Consider the following 19,236-nt stretch of genomic DNA (forward strand, 5'->3'; position numbering starts at 1 on the left):
AGGAGGTCGGATGGATCGATCGGATCGAATCGGATTTACCCTTTTCTTCGCGGCCATCGTATTCATCGCCTTCGTGGCCGGTGCGTTCGTGGTGCTCGCCAAGACCTTCCCCTACACCTATTTCAACGACGCCTACAAAGCCGGGCATGCGCTGCTCAGCCAGCTGTCAGCCACCGACCTGCATACCGAGACCCACCTGTGGCGCGAGGCGCGACGCGACGACCGCGGCGTGACCCTCAACGAGCCGGGCCAGACCTACGAGGGCGTGACGCTCTACACCTCAGGTGACGGCAGCTACGCCCAGCTGATCGACATGCAGGGCGAGGTGGTGCACCGCTGGGAGCTGCCCTACGACCATATCTGGGACAAGAGCCCCAGTGGCCGGGCGCCGCGCGACGCCGATCGCATCTACTGGGACAAGGCGCGATTGATGCCCAATGGCGACCTGCTGGTGGTAATCACCGCCGACAACGACACACCCTGGGGCTACGGGCTGATCCGCATCGACCGCGACTCGAAGCTGCTCTGGGCCTACCACGGGCCGACCCACCACGACCTGCACCTGACGCCCGACGGCCGGGTCGTGACCCTCACCCACGACCTCAGCGAGGACGACATTCCCGGTCTGCAGGGGCTGGAGCGGCCGTGGCTGGACGACTTCCTGGTGGTGCTCGACGGCCAGACCGGCGAGGAGCTGAGCAAGGTATCGCTGGCCCGGGCCTTCCTCGACTCGCCGTACGCCGAGCCGGTCTACCAGACGCCGGCCTACGCGGGTTCCGACCCGCTGCACGCCAACAGCGTGCAGTACCTGGACGAGACCCTCACCGCTGCCTTCGCTCCGGCACAGGGGCGCCCGGGCCAGGTGCTGATTTCCTTTCGCAACATCGGCACCGTGGCCCTGGTCGATCCCGAAACCGGCGAGATGACTTGGGCGACCCGCGGCCCGTGGATCGTGCAGCACGATGCCCGGGCGCTGCCCAACGGCAACTTCACGCTGTTCGACAACGCCGCCAATTATCAGGTCGGCAACGCCGCGCGGGTGCTGGAAGTGAACCCTGGCACCCATGCCATTGTCTGGAGCTACGCGGGAAACGATGAACAGCCGTTCGACAGCTATGTGCGTAGCTCGGCCCAGACCCTGCCCAACGGCAACCGCCTGATCAATGAATCCGATGGCGGTCGGCTCTTCGAAGTGACGCCCGCAGGCGAGATCGCCTGGGAGTTCATCAACCCGATCCGCGGTGGAGACCGGGACCGATACATTCCGATCGTCTCGTCAGGACAACGCTTCTCTGTTGGAGAATTCGACAAGGACTTCCGCGCCGTTATCGACAATCCTCAACAAAGGTGAATGTCATGACCGCTGACACCAAGCGATTCCCCAAGGCCCTGCTCGCCGGGCTCCTTCTCACCACCCTACCCCTCGCTGCCCACGCCTACGTCGGCCCCGGTGCCGGATTGGGATTGCTCGCCGCGCTCTGGGGGCTGCTCGCCGCCGTCGGTGTGGCGGTGATCTACATCGTGATGTGGCCGATCCGTCGCATGCGTCGGCGGCGCAAGGCCGAACAGGTCGCAACCGCCAGTTCCACGTCGCCGGTTACCGAAACACCGGTGGTCCAGGCACGCCAGGCCGAGCCGAGCGAAGCCCCTGTGCACGCAACGCCCGTCGAGGAGAAAACCACCGGCACCCACGGCACCCGCCTCTGATGCCCGGTGCCGGCATGTCGGTCCTTGACCGTCACGCCGGCTGAACCCTCTGTCGATCACGGCCCGAAACCCGAGGGACCTATGGGACTACTGAACCTTCCCGCGCCATTGTTCGCCGCCATCGACGACGCCATGGCCACGGCCCTGCCCGATACCGCACGGTTGCTCCTCTGGGCAGCGATCGGTGGGGCCGGCACGCTGCTGCTGTATCGGGTGATATCCCCCCAGGCTTCGATTGGCCGCGCCAAGCGCGAGGCACGCGAAGCACGCCAGCGGCTGAACAACTTCGATGGCGAGATGAGCGAAGCCGGCCCGCTGATCCGCGCCCAGTTTGGCGCCGCGTTCCGCCATCTGGGGCTCGTCACCCTGCCGACCCTGATCTCGATGCTGCCGCTGCTGGCATTGCTCAGCTGGCTGGACCAAGCCTATAGCCACGACTATCCGCAACCCGACGAGGCACCGGCGATGAACGTCGCGCCGGAGCCGTTCTATGCCGAGTGGTTCGGCGACGGCGAGATTCCCATCGTGCGGATCAACCTGCCCGACAGCGACTGGCTGGACATCGAGCTCACCGCGCCGATCACCGTGATCGAACAGCGCCACTGGTGGAACTGGCTGCTCGGCAACCCGCTCGGCTACCTGCCGGACGACAACGCCGTGCAGCGCGTCGAGATCGGTCTGCCCGAGCGTTCCTACCTGCCGTTCGGCCCCTCCTGGATGCGCACATGGCTGGCGCTGTTGCTGCCCGGCATGATGCTCGCCTCCTTGCTCACCTACCGTTGGGCACGCATCGAATGACCGAGCAGAACCCCAAGAACGAAACAGCCGATCCGGCGTTCGACGTACCGACCTGGATGCACCTGCTCAGTGGCTGGATCCATCGCTACCCGCAGACCTGGATCCGTTTCGGCAATCTGGAAAGCCGCCTGCTCGAAGACACCCTGGTCGACATCCGCATCGATCGGCCGATCTATGTCGCAGGCCTCGCCCGCTCTGGCACCACCATCCTGCTCGAACAGCTGGCCAGCCATCCCAGCGTGGCCAGCCACCGCTATGCGGACTTCCCGCCGGTGTTCACGCCCTACTGGTGGAATCGCTGGCTGTCGCTGGTGCCGCAAAAGAAGGAAGCGGCCAAGGAGCGCGCCCACAAGGACGGTATCGCCATCACCTCGCAAAGCCCCGAGGCCTTCGAGGAGATGATCTGGATGGGCTTTTTCCCCGACGCCCACGACCCGGCCCGCAGCTCGGTGCTCGGGCGCGACGAAAGCCATCCGCTGTTCGAGCGCTTCTACGATGATCACCTGCGCAAGCTGCTGGCCATCCGCAAGCGCCAGCGCTACCTGGCCAAGGGCAACTACAACCTCGCCCGGCTGGGTTACCTGCACAAGCTCTACCCCCAGGCGCGTTTCATCCTGGCGATACGCGATCCGGTCTGGCACATCGCTTCGCTGATCAAGCAGCAGGCGCTCTTCGCCACCGGCGAAACACAGGAACCCCGGGCGCTGGAACACATGCGCCGGGTCGGCCACTACGAGTTCGGCCTGGACCGACGGCCGATGAACCTCGGCAACCCGGCCAGCACCGAGCGAATCCAGCAGCTCTGGCGCGACGGCCAGGAAGTCGAAGGCTGGGCCCACTACTGGGCCGACGTCTACCGCCACCTGGCCGACACCCTCGAGGCGGATCCCGCACTGCGCGAGGCGTGTCAGGTGGTGCGCTACGAAGACCTGTGCGGGGCGCCGCGCGACACCCTCGAACGGGTGCTGGCCCACAGCGAGCTGGCCTTTCCCGCCGAAACGATCGAACAGGCCGCGGCAGGACTGCATGCGCCGACCTACTACCAGCCGACATTCACCGCCGAGGAACGGGCGACGATCCAGACCATCACCGGCCCGGTCGCGGCGCGATTCGGCTACGGCCAGACCGACAGGGTGCAACAGGTCGGCTGACAGCACTGCGCGGGGGAATCCCAATGGCTCGCTCCAACCCGTCACGCCTTGAAGTTGCCAGCGTCCCGCAGCCCTGTCCCGGCCCGTTCCGCCTGCTGGTGCATGGCAGCGAGAATGCGGGCGTCGCGCAGCTCATCGAACGGTTACGGGGCGATCTGAGCGACGCCCGGCAACGCTTCCTGCTGAGCGATGCCGCGCAGCCGGGCCATTGGTTCGCGCAGCTGGCCGATGCCCTGCCGACGGTGCCGGTGGTGGTGGTCGATGCACGCACGGGCATCGATGCCGAGGCGCACCGCCTGGGCCTGGTCGCCTCGCTGCTCGGGGTGCGTCAACTGGTGCTGGTGGTCAACCGGATGCAGGGCATGGACTGGCGCGAGGACGCGTTCGCCCGTCTGGTACGGCGATACCGCAATTATTGCGAGCAGATCGGCATCGCCCGGCTGGTGGCCGTGCCGGTGGATGCCGGGAGCGGCGACAACCTCCACCAGCGCTCCGCCCACCTGCCCTGGTACCGCGGCAAACCCCTGCTCGAACAATTCGAAGGCTGCGCGCCGGCAGCCACCGAGCAGCCGTTGCGCCTGCGCGCGCTGCCCTGCGACGCCGACCATGCGCTGCCCCATTGCGCGCGGCTGCTGGCCGGCACGCCGCATCCGGGCGACGAGGTGGTGGTGCTGCCGGGCGCCGAGCCGTCGCGGCTGGCCCAGCTCCAATACATCGGCTCGCCGGCCGGACCCTTGCTGCGCTTCGCCCTGGAACCCGCGCTGTCGGTATCCCCTGGCGACCTGATCGCGACGCCCCAGGCCCGCCCGGAAGTGTCCGACCAGTTCGCCGCGCACCTGTTGTGGCTGGACGAGCAACCGCTTTACCCGGGGCGACGCTACCTGCTACGCCTGGGCGAGACGCTGGTCGGCGCGCGGGTCACCGAGATCAAGCATCGGCTGCAGCCGGACAGCCTCGAACGGCATGCGGCCAAGCGCCTGAACCGCAACGACCTGGCCTTCTGCAATCTGGCATTGGACCGTGCCCTGCCCTTCGACCCGAGCGCGGAGCGGCCGGCCACCGGCACCTTCCAGCTGCTCGACCACACCAGCCAGACGACCATCGCCTGCGGCATGGTCGCCTTCGGCCTGCGGCGCGCCGCCAACATCCACCGCCACGCGATGAAGATCGACAAGGCCAGCCGCGCCGCCACCAATGCCCAGCAGCCGTGCGTGCTGTGGTTCACCGGGCTCTCCGGCTCGGGCAAGTCGACGGTCGCCGACCTGGTGGAGCAGCGCCTGCAAACCCTGGGCAAGCGCACCATGTTGCTGGACGGCGACAACGTGCGCCACGGCCTGAACCGCGACCTGGGCTTCACCGACGAGGACCGGGTCGAGAACATCCGCCGCGTCGGCGAGGTCGCCAGGCTGATGGTCGAGGCCGGGCTGATCACCCTGGTCAGCTTCATCTCGCCGTTTCGCAGCGAGCGGCAGATGGTGCGCGAGCTGCTGGAGGCCGACGAGTTCGTCGAGATCTTCGTCGACGCGTCGCTGCAAACCTGCGAAACGCGCGATCCCAAGGGTCTCTACAAGAAGGCGCGCGCCGGCCAGTTGCCCAACTTCACCGGTATCGGCAGCCCCTACGAGGCACCGCAGTCGCCCGACCTGCGCCTGCCCGCCGACGAAGAAGATGCCGAGGCGCTCGCCGAGCGGGTGATCGACCATCTGCGCCAGCGCGCGATGATCTAGGTCTTTGCGCCGGGCCGTCGCCCGTCTGTCCTCCCGTCGCCATCGGCACTGATAGGATGGCGCCATCGCAATGTCCAACCTTTTAGCCAACCACTGCCTTCCAGCGGCTGGCTTGCCCGCCACGATCAGAAGAGGCGTCGATCATGCGCAAGGTCGAAGTCAAGCAACGCTCATCCCTCAAGCAGGAGCGGCTCAAACGTTTCCTCGACTGGGCCAGCGAGCGATATCCCGAATTCAATCCGAAGAAGAACCACCAGGAAAAATGGTTCACCGTCTACGTCGGCTACCAGCCACCGGCCATAGGCCGCGCCGCCAAGGCGTTCTGGCTCGGCCTGGAGCCGGAGACGGTGGACGCCGTCCTGCAGGAGCCGGCCGGATTGTTCGGCCGGCTACTGAATCGCGATGTCAACGATTTCCAGTGCCCGGTCGATCTGTTCGGCAGCGAGAAGCCCTTCAGCCTAGGCTCTGTTCAGGGCCTGCTGGAGCCCGACTGGGCCTTTCGTATCCCCGATAGCGCCACACCCGAGGCCTTCGACGAGAACGCCCGGCTGGCCGTCCAGGGCGTGGTCCGCGAACGCCTGCGCATGCTCGAAGCGCCGTTCGCACGGATGACCGAGCAAGAGCGCGCCCAGGTGCTGGAGCGAATACCCACCGCGTTCCCCCGGCTCGAGGAGTTCGCGTCCAGGGCCTTCGACATCCTCAACGAGATCCGGCATGAGCTGCGCTACGTGGTGCAGTTGCGCCAGGGCGACCTCTCGCTCGAGGTGCAGCGGCGCATCCCCGGCGGCCAGGACCACCTGCTCAGCGACCAGGAAGTCCAGGCCTGGAAGGCCCGCGACGAGGACGAACTGCGCGCCAAGTTCGACCTGATGCTCAGTGAAGCCCAGGGCTTCGACCTGCAACTGCTCGAACACAAGCGGCTGACCGAGCTTTTCTGGCTGGAGCCGCACAAGCTGCGCAAGGCGCTTCGCCGGGAACGCCAGCAGCATGAGGAAAAGATGGCGTTTGCCGTCCTGCTGGAGAACAACCCGCGCTTCGTCCACTACCACAAGCTCTACCCGGCGCGCCGGCTGACCCGCAAATGGACCGCGCTGCTGGGCCCGACCAACAGCGGCAAGACCTACCGCGCCATCGAGGCGATGACCTCGGTGAAGCACGCCATCTACCTGTCTCCCCTGCGGCTGATGGCGCTGGAGAACCAGGAGCGCATCGAGTCGATGGGCGTGCCTTGCTCGTTGGTCACCGGCGAGGAGGAAATCATCCGCGAAGGCGCCACCCACTTCTGCTGCACGGTGGAGGAGTTCGCCCGCTTCCGTCATCAGCACTGGGACGTGGTGGTGGTCGACGAAGTGCAATTGCTGGCCGACTCGCAACGTGGCTGGGCCTGGGTCGATGCGCTGGTGAGCGCCTACACGCCGGAGCTGATGATGACCGGCCCGGCGCTGATCGAGCCGTCGCTCAAGACGCTTTGCGAGCTGTGCGAAGACCGCCTGGTGATCCAGCGCACCAAACGCCTCTCCCCGGTCGACGTGGCCCGCCACTCCACCACGCTCAAGCACCTGGAGGAAGGCTCGATGCTGGTGGCCTTCAGCCGCAAGACCGTGCTCGAACTCAAGGGCCTGCTGGAAATGACCGGTAAGAGCGTCGCGGTGGTCTACGGCGCCCTCTCGCCTGAGGTGCGCCGGGAGCAGGCGCGTCGCTTCCGAGAAGGCGAAGCGCAGATCATGGTCGCCACCGACGCGGTGGGCATGGGGCTGAACCTGCCGGCCCACACGCTGTGCTTCTACACCGACGAGAAGTACGACGGCATCGAGAATCGTCAGCTCAGGGTGCAGGAGGTCAAGCAGATCGGCGGGCGTGCCGGGCGCTTCGGCCACCACGACAACGGCACCATCACCGCCCTCGACCCGGGCGTGCTCAAGAACATCAAGCGGCTGTTCAACAGCCCGGACCTGCCGGTGGATCTGTCGCAGTTCCAGGTGCGCCCGTCCATCGACCACCTGACCGCCATCGCCGAGCTGATGAACGAGCCCAGCCTGATGCGTGCCTGGCTGACCTTCAACCGCAACATCAACTACGGCGCGGCCTTCGTTTCGGTGCTGCCGGACGAGCTGGCGCAGTGGATCGAGCTGATCGACGACCCAGCCATCGACATGTGGTTGCGCTGGGTATTCGCCTGCACGCCGATCCGCGGCGGCCTGGAAAGCCCCGCCAGCGGCTTCGCCCAGCAGTGGCTCAAGCGTGTCGCCGCGGGCCAGGCGGTGGACCTGCCGCGGCTGATCATCAACGCCGACCTGGCCACGCTGGAGAGCTCGCTGCACGTCATCGAGACCTACCTGCATTTGGCCCGCGCCTTGCCAGAACGCTTTCCTCAGGTGGAAAAAGGCGAACAACACCGGCGCCTGCTCAACGATGCGATTACCCAGGAGCTGTCCCGCGAACGGCGACCGCGAAGATCCGATCAACGACGCCTGTCGGGCGAAAGCAAGGCCTGTAAACGCTGCGGCGGCCCCATGCCTCTGCTCGACCGCAAGTTCCGCCTGTGTCAGGCCTGCTGGCGCGAGCAGCGGTGACCGGGGCGTTCATCTTCCCCAACAATTGAGGTTGAACCATCACGCCCCGTCTTGCGCCCAATAGTCAGGAGCGCGTGAACCGAGGCGCCGGCCACCGGCGTTCACGCCATCGAACGCAGCGGATGGCTGCCCCCTGACCCAGAGGTGAGAGATGACCCAGATTCTGATTGCCGCATTCGACCGCTACGAACAAGCCGAAAAGGTCAAAGCCGAGCTGACGTCCCAGGGCGTGGCCGGCGAGGACATCCAGATTTCCGCATCGAGCAACCCGGACATGGTGAAGAGCAGCCAGGTCGAGGTCACTCACGATGTCACCAAGCGCGAAGACTCGCTCAGCGAGCGGGTCACCAATTTCTTCCATTCGGTCTTCGGTGACGACTCGGACAAACACGCAGGAGGCTATTCCGACGCCATGCACCGCGGCTCGACCATCGTCACGGTGAGCGTCGCCGACGAGTCGCGCGTCTCGCTGGTCGAAGAGGTGATGAACCGCAACGGCGCCATCGACATCGACGAACAGAGCGATCGCGGAACGGACGGCGATAGCCGGCCGGCCACCGCGAGCACCGCAGCCCTGACCACGGGCTACCCGGACGCCACCTCGGTCAGCGTAGGGACGAGCGAAGTCGAGAACACGCGCGTCTCGGATATCGCCTCGGACGATGCGAACATCCCCGGGCGCTCGGAGAACGAGCGCGCGTCCGGCCGCGACAACACCGCCGGACGGGTGCGCGTGGTGCCGCGATAACGAGCTACAGGCAAAGAAAAAGGGGGCCTAGGCCCCTTTTTTCTTATTTGGCGTTGGCGAAGTATTCGCGAGCACGCTGCTGTTCGGCTGCCGTCGGACGGTAGCTGACCCACTCGTCCTCGGCGCGCTTCTTGTAGCGCACCACGCCTTCTTCGGCATCGAACTCATAGAACGGGTAGACCTCGCGCAGGTTGTAGAACAGCGCCGGTGCGAAGAACAGGATGTCGGCGACCAGGTAGCCGTTGTTGAACTTCAGCGGAACCAGGCCGTACATCGGCTCGCCGTCGGCGCGGGTGGCCTTGAAGCGGTATTGCCCGAAGCTGGTCGTCTTGTAGGTTTTTTCCACCGGGGCAGCCAGAACGAGCGGCGCATCCTGGTTGATGGCAACCGCCAGCTGCGGGTCAGCCGAACGCAGGCTGGTGGTGGCGGTACAGGCGCTGAGGAAGACGGCGCCGAGGGTCACGGCGAAGAACTGCTTGGCTTTCATGATCATTCCGTTTGATTTCGGGGAAGCGATGGACGACTCGTCCAGCTGTAGCCAGCTCAGCAGGTCCATTGCGGGCGCGGACTATACCGATATGGCCTATCAAGGCAAATAGCCATCATCGACATTCGATAACGCGTTCTCGCCTTTTCACCTTTTCATCGAACGCCTCCTTACCTCATTCGCCTCGATAAATATTTCTAAATGTTACTAGGCAACTACCTGCCTAGGCAGTAATGTGTCACCCATTATTTGCCTAGGCAGTTATCCTCCATGCCGCATTTCGACCGCAACAACTACCCCGTCGAACAATCGCTCGGCCATCTCATCGCGCTGATCAACCAGCTCAAGGACCGCATCCTCGAGCGGCACCTGAGCGACCACGAACTCACCGCCGCCCAGTTCAAGGTGGTGTTGCTGATGAACCGGCGCTTCGCCTCCACGCCTGCCGAACTCTGCCGCGCCCTGAGCCTGGACAGCGGCGCCATGACCCGCATGCTCGACCGTCTGGAAACCAAGGGCCTTCTGCGCCGCGAGCGCTCCAGTACCGATCGGCGCCAGGTGCAGCTGGTGCTCACCGATCGCGGCCAGGCCCTGGGCGAGCGGGTCCCGGAAATCGCAGCCGATTCCATGAACGAGCTCACCGAGTGCCTGAGCGCCGCCGAGGTCAGCGAATTCCAGCGGATTCTGACGAAGATGCTCAGCGCCGCCGACGCGCTGCCGCAACCCCGAGGAGATGCCTGACGTGAACTGCCTTTCCCGCCCACTGAGCCTGCTGACGGCCGCCCTGCTGCTGACCGGCTGCGCATCCTTCGAAGGACTGCACAGCGAGGGCAAACTGATCGATCCCGCCTCGCTCGAGGCCGAGCGCAGCCTGGGCGCTTCCCTCTCCCCGGCCGCCTGGCCGCGCCAGGACTGGTGGAACCGGCTCGGCGACGCCCAGCTCGATGCCCTGATCCAGGAAGCGCTGCAGTCCAGCCCTGACCTGCAGGTCGCCGACGCCCGCGCCCGCCAGGCCAGCGCGGCGGTACTGGCGGCGGACGCTGCGCGCCAGCCGCGGCTCGATGCCAACGGCGGCATTACCCGCTCGCGGCTGTCGCGTGTCGACGATCCGCTGGGCCAGGGCGAGCGCTACAGCACCCTGCGCAGCCTGTCGCTGGATGCGGGCTATACGTTCGATCTCTGGGGCGGCCAGCGCGCCGCCTGGGAAGCGGCCGTCGGCCAGGCCCAGGCCAGCGAAGTGGACCGTCAGGACGCTCGTCTGAGCCTGGCTTCGCAGGTCGCCCGGGCCTACAACGCGCTGGGCCTGGCGTACGCCACCCAGGACATCGCCGAGCAGGATCTCAAGCGCAACCGGGACATCCTGCAGATGTCCCAGGGCCGGGTCGATGCCGGGCTCGACAGCGAGTACCAGTTGCAGCAGACCCAGAGCCTGGAAGCGGCGGCCGAAGCGGCCCTGACCGATGCCAGGCAACAGGTCGAAAGCGCACGCATCCGTCTGGCCGTGCTGCTGGGCAAAGGCCCCGATCGCGGCGACTCGCTACCGCGCCCCCGGCTGATCGCCCCCACGGCGGTAACCCTGCCTGCGGAGCTGCCAGCCGAACTGCTCGGACGTCGTCCGGATCTGGTCGCGGCACGCTGGCGGGTGGAAGCGGCGAACAAGCAGATCGCCGCGAGCAAGGCCAACTTCTATCCCAACCTCAACCTGAGCGCCGCCGCGGGCAGCAAGTCGCTGTTGGGCGATGCGCTGTTCGGCTCGGCGAGCCGCTTCTTCAGCATCGGCCCGGCGCTGTCGCTGCCGATCTTCGATGGCGGCCGACTGCGCGCCGACCTGGCCGGTCGGGATGCCGACTACGACCTGGCGGTGGCGCAGTACAACCAGACCCTGGTGGGCGCGCTGGGCGATATCGGCGAACGCATCAGTCGGCTGCGCTCGCTCGAGCAGCAGATCGCTCAGCAGCAACGTGCCCGCGACATCGCCGAGCATTCCTATGAACTGGCGCTGGAGCGCTATTCGGACGGCATCGGCAGTTACCTGGACGCGCTGAGCGTTCAACAGCAGCTGCTGCAGGCCGACCGCCAGCTGGCGAGCCTCAATGCCGAGCGCGTCGACGGCTCCGTGCTGCTGATGCAGGCGCTCGGAGGCGGCTTCGAGCCGTCCATGCCGCTACCCGCCTCTGCCAATACCCCTGTTCAACGCTGAGTACCGACCATGTCCGAAGCTCCCACAAACACTGCAAACGCGCAGCCAGAAGCGACCAAGGCGTCCGGCAAGCGCAAGCTCTACCTGCTGATTCTGGCCGTCGTGGTCGCGCTCGGCGTTGCCAGCGCGTACCTCTATCACACACTCCATGGCCGCTTTTACGAAGAGACCGACGACGCCTATGTGAACGGCAATCTGGTGCAGATCACGCCACAGATCACCGGCACCGTCATCCGCATCGCGGTGGACGATGGCGATTACGTCGAGGCCGGCCAGCCGCTGGTTTGGCTCGACCCGTCCGACACCGAAGTCGCCCTGCAAAGCGCCGAGGCCAACCTGGCGCGCACGGTGCGCCAGGTACGCGGCCTGTTCAGCAACGTCGATGGCTACAAGGCGCAGGTCGCTTCGCGCAAGGTCGAAGTGCAACGTGCCAAGGCCGACTTCGAGCGGCGCAGCAAGCTGGCCAAGAGCGGCGCGATTTCCCGCGAGGAACTGGCCCACGCCCAGGACGCCCTGACCAGCGCGCAGAACGCCCTGACTACCGCCCAGCAACAGCTCGACACCAACCTCGCATTGGTCGACGACACCATCATCGCCTCGCACCCGGACGTGAAAGCTGCGGCGGCCCAACTGCGCCAGGCCTTTCTCAACCATGCGCGCAGCACCCTGGTCGCGCCCGTCAGTGGCTACGTGGCGCAGCGCGCCGTGCAGGTCGGTGGCCGCGTTCAGCCGGGCGCGGCACTGATGGCGGTCGTGCCCCTGGAACAGATCTGGATCGACGCCAACTTCAAGGAAACCCAGCTCAGCAGCATGCGCATCGGCCAGCCGGTGGAAATCACGGCCGACCTGCATGGCGACGACGTGCAGTATCGCGGCACCGTCGAGAGTCTGGGCGTGGGCACCGGCAGCGCGTTCTCTTTGCTGCCGGCGCAGAACGCCACCGGTAACTGGATCAAGATCGTCCAGCGCCTGCCCGTGCGCATCCGCCTGGAGCCGGACAACCTGCAGACGCATCCGCTGCGCATCGGCCTCTCCACCGCCGTGACCGTCGACCTGCACGACCAGGACGGGCCGCAGCTGTCGCAACGCCCGCCGCAACAGCCGCGCTTCTCCACCGCCGTCTACGACGACCAGATGGGTGAAGCCAACGCGCTGATCGAACGCACCATTCACGCCAACGGCCCTGCAGCCGCCGACCTGGCCAAGGGCTGAGCCCCGGAGCATCCATGAGCGATAACACCTTTCGCCCGGCGAGCATGCTGCTCGCCGTGGTCGGCCTGTCGCTGGCGACCTTCATGCAGGTGCTCGATACCACCATCGCCAACGTCGCGCTGCCCACCATCTCGGGCAACCTGGGGGTGAGTTCGGAACAGGGCACCTGGGTGATCACCTCCTTCGCGGTGTGCAACGCCATCGCCCTGCCCCTGACCGGTTGGATGGCCCGGCGATTCGGAGAGGTGAAGCTGTTCCTCGCGGCTGTGGTGCTGTTCGTGGTGACCTCCTTCCTCTGCGGCATCGCCCGTTCGATGCCTGAACTGGTGCTGTTCCGCGCCTTGCAGGGGTTCTTCGCCGGCCCGCTCTACCCGATGGCGCAGACGCTGCTGCTGGCCATCTTCCCCACCGCCAAACGCGGCATGGCGCTCGCGTTGCTGGCGATGGTCACGGTGGTGGCGCCGATCATCGGCCCCATCGCCGGGGGCTGGATCACCGACAGCTACAGCTGGCCCTGGATCTTCTTCATCAACGTACCGATCGGCATTTTCGCGACCCTGGTGGTCTGGGCGCAGCTGCGCAACAAGCCCGAGCGCATCGTCCACCAGCCGATCGACTACATCGGCCTCGCGCTGCTGGTGCTCGGCGTCGGCCTGTTACAGGTGGTGCTGGACAAGGGCAACGACCTGGACTGGTTCGAGTCGAACTTCATCCTGATCAGCACCGCGGTCTCGGTGGTGGCGCTGGTAGCGCTGGTGATCTGGGAGCTCACCGACAAGCATCCGATCATCAATCTGCGGCTGTTCCAGCACCGCAACTTCACCTTCGGCACGCTGGCGCTGGTGCTCGGCTATTCCGGGTTCTTCGGCATCAACCTGCTGCTGCCGCAGTGGCTGCAGACGCAGCTGGGCTACACGCCAGTCTGGGCGGGCCTCGCGGCGGCGCCGATCGGCATCCTGCCGGTGTTCCTCTCGCCGCTGGTGGGCAAGTACGCGCACAAGTTCGATCTCAGGCTGCTGGCCGGCGGCTCGTTCCTGGTGATCGGCGCCTCCTGTTTCGTCCGCGCCACCTTCAACACCGAGGTGGACTACCGCCACATCGCCGAAATCCAGGTCTTCATGGGGCTTGGCATCGCGCTGTTCTTCATGCCGACCACCAGCATCCTGCTCTCCAGCCTGCCGCCAAAGGACATCGCCGAAGGCTCTAGCCTCGCGACCTTCCTGCGGGTACTGGGCGGCAGCTTCGCCTCGTCCTTGACCACCTGGCTGTGGCACCGCCGGGAGATCTACCACCACGCCCAGCTGACCGAGCACGTGACGGCCTACAGCCCGGCCACCCAGCAGTATCTCGACCAGCTCGGCGGACCCTCGCAGCAGGCCTACGCGCACATCGACCGGGTGGTCGAAGCCCAGGCCTACATGATGTCGACGGTGGATTACTTCACGCTGATGGGCTGGATGTTTCTCGGGCTGTTCCTGATCATCTGGCTGGCCAAACCACCGTTCACCGCCAAGGGCAGTGGCGAAGCGGCCGGAGGGCACTGAGGCCGGGAAGCGGCGGCGCGGCGTTTGACTCGCGCGGCGATTGGGGTAGGCTCGGCACCTTATTCAATGAGGAGTCACCCCATGGCCCGCGCCACTGCCCGTCACATCCTGGTCCCCACTGAAGCCAAGTGCAGCGAACTCAAAGCCGCCATCGAAGGCGGTGCCGACTTCGCTCAGGTCGCCAAGGACAATTCCACCTGCCCCTCGAGCCGCGACGGCGGCAACCTCGGCACCTTCGGCCCCGGCCAGATGGTCAAGGAATTCGACACCGTAGTCTTCAGCGCCCCGGTCAACGTCGTACAGGGCCCGGTCAAGACCCAGTTCGGCTACCACCTGCTGGAAGTCACCAGCCGCGAAGACTGATTCGCTTCGCTTGCCCGCCTTGCGGGCAAGCCCCTCCCCGCGTCGACCCTCCCCGCCTCCGGACCGCCCGGCCCAGGCAAGACGAACGCCACTTGCCACTGTGAGTCAGCCTGCAGGCTCGTTTTTCGTTCCGAACAACGTCGAACCTTTTCGACGGTCGAACGTGTAGCGACAAGGTTGCGCACGACCAGACCTGCCTGGTAGGGGTGGCGATTGCCGCTATCCTTCTTGCCATGATCATGGCGCTCGCCCACGGCACCGGTCACCTCTCCCAGGGCTCCGCTGCTGCGCAGCGCCTGTATCAGGCAGCCGAAGCCTCACCGCAACGTGTCAGCGCCCTCGAAGTCCGCTTAAGTCCGCTAAGGAAGAGTCGTCATGAGCAGCCAAGACAAGCACTACGTCGTCGCCCTCGACCAGGGCACCACCAGCTCGCGCGCCGTCGTGCTGGACCGCAACGCCAATGTCGTCACCGTCGCCCAGCGCGAATTCGCGCAGATCTATCCGCAGCCCAGCTGGGTCGAGCACGATCCGATGGAAATCTGGGCCACCCAGAGCGGCGTATTCGTCGAAGCGCTGGCCCAGGCCGGGATCAGCAACGAGCAGGTCGCCGCCATCGGCATCACCAACCAGCGCGAAACCGCCATCGTCTGGGACAAGCTCAGCGGTCGGCCGATCTACAACGCCATCGTCTGGCAAAGCCGGCAGAGCACGCCGATCTGCGACCAGCTCAAGCGCGACGGCATGGAAGAGCACATCCGCAAGACCACCGGATTGGTCATCGACCCCTATTTCTCGGGCACCAAGATCAAGTGGATCCTCGACCACGTCGAGGGTAGCCGCGAGCGGGCACGGCGCGGCGACCTGCTGTTCGGCACTGTCGACTCCTGGCTGATCTGGAAGATGACCCAGGGCAAGGCCCACGTCACCGATTACACCAACGCGTCGCGCACCCTGCTGTTCGACATCCACACCCTCGACTGGGACCCGGTGATGCTCGAGGCGCTGGATATCCCGCGCGAGATGCTGCCCGAGGTGCGCTCCTCGTCGGAGATATACGGCCACGCCTACATCGGCTCGGGCCAGAGCACCGGCATCCCCATCGCAGGGATCGCCGGGGATCAGCAGGCCGCGCTGTTCGGCCAGATGTGCGTTGAACCCGGCCAGGCGAAGAACACCTATGGCACCGGCTGCTTCCTGTTGATGAACACCGGGACCAAGGCCGTGCGGTCGGAACACGGCCTGCTGACCACCATCGCCTGCGGCCCGAAGGGCGAGGTCAACTATGCGCTGGAAGGCGCGATCTTCAACGGCGGCTCCACCGTGCAGTGGCTGCGCGACGAGCTGAAGGTGATCAACGATTCGCTCGATTCCGAGTACTTCGCCACCAAGGTGCCGGACAGCAACGGCGTCTATCTGGTGCCGGCCTTCACCGGCCTCGGCGCACCCTATTGGGATCCGCGCGCACGCGGCGCCCTGTTCGGCCTGACCCGAGGGGTGAAGGTCGATCACCTGATCCGCGCTACGCTTGAATCGATCGCCTACCAGACCCGTGACGTGCTCGACGCCATGCAGCAGGACGCCGGCGAACGCCTGCGCTCGCTGCGCGTCGACGGCGGCGCAGTGGCCAACAACTTCCTCATGCAGTTCCAGGCCGACCTGCTGGGCACCCCGGTGGAACGCCCCGAAATGAAGGAAACCACCGCCCTCGGCGCCGCCTATCTGGCCGGGCTGGCAACTGGTTTCTGGAGCAGCCTCGACGAACTGCGCAGCCGGAGCAGCATCGAGCGGATGTTCCAACCCGCCCTCGACAGTGAGCAGCGCGAAGCCCTCTACAAAGGCTGGTTGAAAGCCGTGGACCGTACGCGCAACTGGGCCGACGACTGACCCCCGCCTGATCTATCGTGGGAGCGGTCGGGGACACCTAGTCTTGACTGCGAATAGCGCGCGGCTTCATCGCGGTCGAGCCCCCTCCCACAAGAGCATCGCGACACCGACTGATCGCAGCTCCGTAACTCGCATCGCTCATCGCGCCCTCTACGGGGCAAGACGTGAGAGCGTCGATCCGTGGGAGCGGTCTTGACCGCGAATAGGCGCGCCGAACCCGTTGCGGTCGAGACCGCTCCCACAAAAGTGTCGGTGGCACGACTTGGAGCCCACCTCATCCCTGGAACCGACACGGCTTTAATCGAGCGCCGGAGTGCGGCATCCTTCCGGTCATATCGACAACAAGGAAGCCTTATGAGCCTGGCCCCCCGACAGCAGAACATCCTGGAGCTGGTACGCGAGCGCGGTTATGTGAGCATCGATGAGCTCGCTCAGCACTTCGCCGTGACGCCCCAGACCATTCGCCGGGACATCAACCAGTTGGGCGAAGCCGGGTTGCTGCGCCGCTACCACGGCGGTGCGGCCCATGATTCCAGCGTACAAAACACGGCCTACACCATGCGCGCGCGCCAGATGCGCGACGAGAAACGGCGTATCGCCGAGGCGGTCGCCGCTCAGGTGCCGGACCAGGCGTCGCTATTCATCAACATCGGCACCACCACCGAAGCCATCGCCCACGCCCTGCTCAACCACAGGGGCCTCAAGGTCATCACCAACAACCTGCACGTCGCCAACATCCTCAGCACCAAGCAGGATTTCGATGTGCTCATCGCTGGCGGCAACGTGCGCAGCGACGGCGGCGTGGTCGGCCAGGCGACCGCCGACTTCATGGGCCAATTCAAGGTGGACTTCGCACTGATCGGCATCAGCGGCATCGACGAGGACGGTACCCTGCTCGACTTCGACTACCAAGAAGTGCGCGTCTCCCAGGCCATCATCGACAACGCCCGTCGAATCTTCCTGGCCGCCGACTCCAGCAAGTTCGGGCGCAGCGCCATGACCCGGCTCGGTTCGCTGGAGCAGATCGATTGCCTGTTCACCGAAGCCCGTCCGCCCGAGCCCTTCGTCCAGCTCCTGGCCCGGAACAAGGTCAAGCTCGAGATCTCCGACTGAGTCCTCCCTCCCACGGCGCGTTGTCCAAACGCGCCGCATGCCGCCCTCTCCATTAACACTTTCTTGGTCAGCCAACTTTTTGTTCGATTATTTTCTTTTACCTATAAAACGAACATATTTTGGCTGGATAGGCAATTCTCATTGCGCTAGGATGTTCGTATTCGAAAGAAAATGTTCGTAATCGAGGAGGTCCGCATGACCGACACATCCCGCCCCGCTCCCGAATCCTTCGATCTGGCCATCATCGGCGGCGGCATCAACGGCGTGGGGATCGCGGCCGATGCGGCCGGACGCGGTCTGTCGGTCTTTCTCTGCGAGCGCGACGACTTCGCCAGCCATACCTCATCAGCCAGCAGCAAGCTGATCCACGGGGGCCTGCGCTACCTGGAGCACTACGAGTTCCGCCTGGTGCGCGAGGCGCTGGCCGAGCGCGAGGTGCTGCTCGCCAAGGCGCCGCACATCGTCAAGCCGCTGCGTTTCGTGCTGCCGCACCGCCCCCACCTGCGCCCCGCCTGGATGATCCGCGCCGGACTGTTCCTCTATGACAACCTCGGCAAGCGCAAGAAGCTTCCCGGGTCGCGAGGGCTGCGCTTCGATACCCAGAGCCCGCTCAACCCGACGATCACCCGCGGTTTCGAATATTCCGACTGCTGGGTCGACGATGCCCGGCTGGTGGTGCTCAACGCCATGAGCGCGCGTGAAAACGGTGCGCGTCTGCACACGCGTACGGAGTGCCTGGGCGCGCGCCGCGTCGAGGGTGTCTGGGAAGTCGATCTGCGCAAGCCCGATGGGCAGCGTTTCTCAATTCGCGCCAAGGCACTGGTCAACGCCGCCGGGCCCTGGGTGGCCCGCTTCATCGGCGAGAACCTGCAGCAACGCTCGCCCTACGGCATCCGTCTGATCCAAGGCAGCCACGTGATCGTGCCGCGGCTCTATGAGGGCGACCAGGCGTTCATCATGCAGAACGAAGACCGCCGCATCGTCTTCGCCATCCCGTATCTGGGCCGCTACACCCTGATCGGCACCACCGACCGCGAATACCAGGGCGACCCGGCGCAGGTGAAGATCACCGACGAGGAGATCGCCTACGTGCTCGGTGTGACCAACACGCACTTTCGCAAGCAGCTCACCCCGGCGGATGTGCTGCACACTTTCTCCGGGGTTCGACCGCTGTGCGACGACGAGTCCGACAACCCCTCCGCCGTCACCCGCGACTACACCCTGGCGCTGGCCGCCGAAGTCGACCAGGCGCCGCTGCTGTCGGTCTTCGGCGGCAAGCTGACCACCTACCGCAAACTCGCCGAATCGGCGATGGCACAGCTCAAGCCGTTCTTCCCGCAGCTGGGCGACAGCTGGACGGCGGCCGCACCGCTGCCCGGCGGCGAAGGTATGTTCACGGCGCGGCAATTGGCCGAGGAGTTGATCGCCAAGGTCGAAGGGCTCGAACCGAAACTGGCGCAACGCTGGGCCACCACCTACGGCAGCCGGGCCTGGGCGATGCTCGGCGAGGCGCGCGCGCTCGACGCCCTGGGCGAACACTTGGGCCAAGGGCTCTATGCACGCGAAGTGGATTACCTGCGCGCCGAGGAATGGGCCCTGGAGGTGGACGACATACTCTGGCGGCGCACCAAGCTGGGGCTGGCGTTCGCAGAAGAGGACCGCCGGCGTCTGCAGCAGTACCTGGCCGCAGGCGGCAACCCGCCGGCGCGGAGCGACGCCGCCTGACACA

General features: G+C 65.8%; 16 protein-coding genes. 15 read left to right on the plus strand and 1 reads right to left on the minus strand.

Annotated elements, in window-relative coordinates; translation table 11 throughout:
• The first annotated feature begins 10 nt into the window (after window positions 1–10).
• The 7 genes from G7026_RS12575 (at window position 11) to G7026_RS12605 (ending at window position 8,704) form a co-directional block, all read left to right on the plus strand.
• The gene (locus G7026_RS12575) at window positions 11–1,351 is read left to right on the plus strand and encodes an arylsulfotransferase family protein (RefSeq protein ID WP_181071263.1); all 1,341 of its coding nucleotides are present in this window, start codon (window positions 11–13) and stop codon (window positions 1,349–1,351) included.
• Between the two features lie 5 nt (window positions 1,352–1,356).
• Complete coding sequence (locus G7026_RS12580) at window positions 1,357–1,707, plus strand: hypothetical protein (protein ID WP_219858420.1); 351 nt, start codon at window positions 1,357–1,359, stop codon at window positions 1,705–1,707.
• An 81-nt stretch (window positions 1,708–1,788) separates the two neighbouring features.
• Entirely contained in the window at window positions 1,789–2,505 is a 717-nt protein-coding gene (locus tag G7026_RS12585) for a hypothetical protein (protein WP_181071264.1), read from the plus strand.
• A complete protein-coding gene (locus G7026_RS12590) occupies window positions 2,502–3,656 on the plus strand; it encodes a sulfotransferase family protein (RefSeq protein ID WP_219858421.1) in 1,155 nt (384 codons plus the stop codon). Before G7026_RS12585 ends, G7026_RS12590 begins: the two co-directional genes overlap by 4 nt.
• A gap of 23 nt (window positions 3,657–3,679) precedes the next feature.
• Entirely contained in the window at window positions 3,680–5,383 is a 1,704-nt protein-coding gene (cysC, locus tag G7026_RS12595) for an adenylyl-sulfate kinase (protein ID WP_181071265.1), read from the plus strand.
• Between the two features lie 143 nt (window positions 5,384–5,526).
• A complete protein-coding gene (locus tag G7026_RS12600) occupies window positions 5,527–7,956 on the plus strand; it encodes a helicase-related protein (RefSeq protein WP_181071266.1) in 2,430 nt (809 codons plus the stop codon).
• Between the two features lie 151 nt (window positions 7,957–8,107).
• A complete protein-coding gene (locus G7026_RS12605; RefSeq protein WP_181071267.1) occupies window positions 8,108–8,704 on the plus strand; it encodes a hypothetical protein in 597 nt (198 codons plus the stop codon).
• A 43-nt stretch (window positions 8,705–8,747) separates the two neighbouring features.
• Here G7026_RS12605 and G7026_RS12610 read toward each other — a convergent pair whose 3' ends face one another.
• The gene (locus tag G7026_RS12610; protein WP_181071268.1) at window positions 8,748–9,191 is read right to left on the minus strand and encodes a hypothetical protein; all 444 of its coding nucleotides are present in this window, start codon (window positions 9,189–9,191) and stop codon (window positions 8,748–8,750) included.
• A 270-nt stretch (window positions 9,192–9,461) separates the two neighbouring features.
• Here G7026_RS12610 and G7026_RS12615 point away from each other — a divergent pair, with 270 nt between their 5' ends.
• The 8 genes from G7026_RS12615 (at window position 9,462) to glpD (ending at window position 19,232) form a co-directional block, all read left to right on the plus strand.
• Complete coding sequence (locus tag G7026_RS12615; RefSeq protein ID WP_181071269.1) at window positions 9,462–9,932, plus strand: MarR family winged helix-turn-helix transcriptional regulator; 471 nt, start codon at window positions 9,462–9,464, stop codon at window positions 9,930–9,932.
• On the plus strand, window positions 9,925–11,391 hold the full coding sequence (locus G7026_RS12620; RefSeq protein WP_181071270.1) for an efflux transporter outer membrane subunit: 1,467 nt from the start codon (window positions 9,925–9,927) through the stop codon (window positions 11,389–11,391). The genes G7026_RS12615 and G7026_RS12620 overlap by 8 nt, the downstream gene beginning before the upstream one ends.
• A gap of 9 nt (window positions 11,392–11,400) precedes the next feature.
• On the plus strand, window positions 11,401–12,603 hold the full coding sequence (locus tag G7026_RS12625; RefSeq protein WP_181071271.1) for an efflux RND transporter periplasmic adaptor subunit: 1,203 nt from the start codon (window positions 11,401–11,403) through the stop codon (window positions 12,601–12,603).
• A gap of 14 nt (window positions 12,604–12,617) precedes the next feature.
• Window positions 12,618–14,147 carry a DHA2 family efflux MFS transporter permease subunit gene (locus G7026_RS12630; protein ID WP_181071272.1) on the plus strand — a complete coding sequence of 510 codons (1,530 nt, stop codon included), beginning with the start codon at window positions 12,618–12,620 and terminating at the stop codon, window positions 14,145–14,147.
• Between the two features lie 81 nt (window positions 14,148–14,228).
• Complete coding sequence (locus G7026_RS12635; RefSeq protein WP_181071273.1) at window positions 14,229–14,510, plus strand: peptidylprolyl isomerase; 282 nt, start codon at window positions 14,229–14,231, stop codon at window positions 14,508–14,510.
• A gap of 375 nt (window positions 14,511–14,885) precedes the next feature.
• Window positions 14,886–16,394, plus strand: a complete 1,509-nt coding sequence (gene glpK / locus G7026_RS12640; protein ID WP_181071274.1) for a glycerol kinase GlpK — start codon at window positions 14,886–14,888, stop codon at window positions 16,392–16,394.
• A gap of 354 nt (window positions 16,395–16,748) precedes the next feature.
• Entirely contained in the window at window positions 16,749–17,507 is a 759-nt protein-coding gene (locus G7026_RS12645; protein ID WP_181071275.1) for a DeoR family transcriptional regulator, read from the plus strand.
• Between the two features lie 195 nt (window positions 17,508–17,702).
• On the plus strand, window positions 17,703–19,232 hold the full coding sequence (gene glpD, locus G7026_RS12650) for a glycerol-3-phosphate dehydrogenase (protein WP_258190264.1): 1,530 nt from the start codon (window positions 17,703–17,705) through the stop codon (window positions 19,230–19,232).
• Window positions 19,233–19,236 lie beyond the last annotated feature (4 nt).

It is taken from the genome of Stutzerimonas azotifigens (assembly GCF_013522725.1).
GTDB classification, from domain to species: domain Bacteria; phylum Pseudomonadota; class Gammaproteobacteria; order Pseudomonadales; family Pseudomonadaceae; genus Stutzerimonas; species Stutzerimonas azotifigens_A.

Bases quoted from the DNA above. Each gene is read 5' to 3' on its own strand.
- G7026_RS12605 (WP_181071267.1), top strand. From the start codon at position 8,108: ATGACCCAGATTCTGATTGCCGCATTCGACCGCTACGAACAAGCCGAA.
- G7026_RS12630 (WP_181071272.1), top strand. From the start codon at position 12,618: ATGAGCGATAACACCTTTCGCCCGGCGAGCATGCTGCTCGCCGTGGTC.
- G7026_RS12625 (WP_181071271.1), top strand. From the start codon at position 11,401: ATGTCCGAAGCTCCCACAAACACTGCAAACGCGCAGCCAGAAGCGACC.
- glpD (WP_258190264.1), top strand. From the start codon at position 17,703: ATGACCGACACATCCCGCCCCGCTCCCGAATCCTTCGATCTGGCCATC.
- G7026_RS12585 (WP_181071264.1), top strand. From the start codon at position 1,789: ATGGGACTACTGAACCTTCCCGCGCCATTGTTCGCCGCCATCGACGAC.
- G7026_RS12575 (WP_181071263.1), top strand. From the start codon at position 11: ATGGATCGATCGGATCGAATCGGATTTACCCTTTTCTTCGCGGCCATC.
- glpK (WP_181071274.1), top strand. From the start codon at position 14,886: ATGAGCAGCCAAGACAAGCACTACGTCGTCGCCCTCGACCAGGGCACC.
- G7026_RS12645 (WP_181071275.1), top strand. From the start codon at position 16,749: ATGAGCCTGGCCCCCCGACAGCAGAACATCCTGGAGCTGGTACGCGAG.
- G7026_RS12580 (WP_219858420.1), top strand. From the start codon at position 1,357: ATGACCGCTGACACCAAGCGATTCCCCAAGGCCCTGCTCGCCGGGCTC.
- G7026_RS12600 (WP_181071266.1), top strand. From the start codon at position 5,527: ATGCGCAAGGTCGAAGTCAAGCAACGCTCATCCCTCAAGCAGGAGCGG.
- G7026_RS12615 (WP_181071269.1), top strand. From the start codon at position 9,462: ATGCCGCATTTCGACCGCAACAACTACCCCGTCGAACAATCGCTCGGC.
- G7026_RS12635 (WP_181071273.1), top strand. From the start codon at position 14,229: ATGGCCCGCGCCACTGCCCGTCACATCCTGGTCCCCACTGAAGCCAAG.
- G7026_RS12590 (WP_219858421.1), top strand. From the start codon at position 2,502: ATGACCGAGCAGAACCCCAAGAACGAAACAGCCGATCCGGCGTTCGAC.
- G7026_RS12620 (WP_181071270.1), top strand. From the start codon at position 9,925: ATGCCTGACGTGAACTGCCTTTCCCGCCCACTGAGCCTGCTGACGGCC.
- G7026_RS12610 (WP_181071268.1), bottom strand. From the start codon at position 9,191: ATGAAAGCCAAGCAGTTCTTCGCCGTGACCCTCGGCGCCGTCTTCCTC.
- cysC (WP_181071265.1), top strand. From the start codon at position 3,680: ATGGCTCGCTCCAACCCGTCACGCCTTGAAGTTGCCAGCGTCCCGCAG.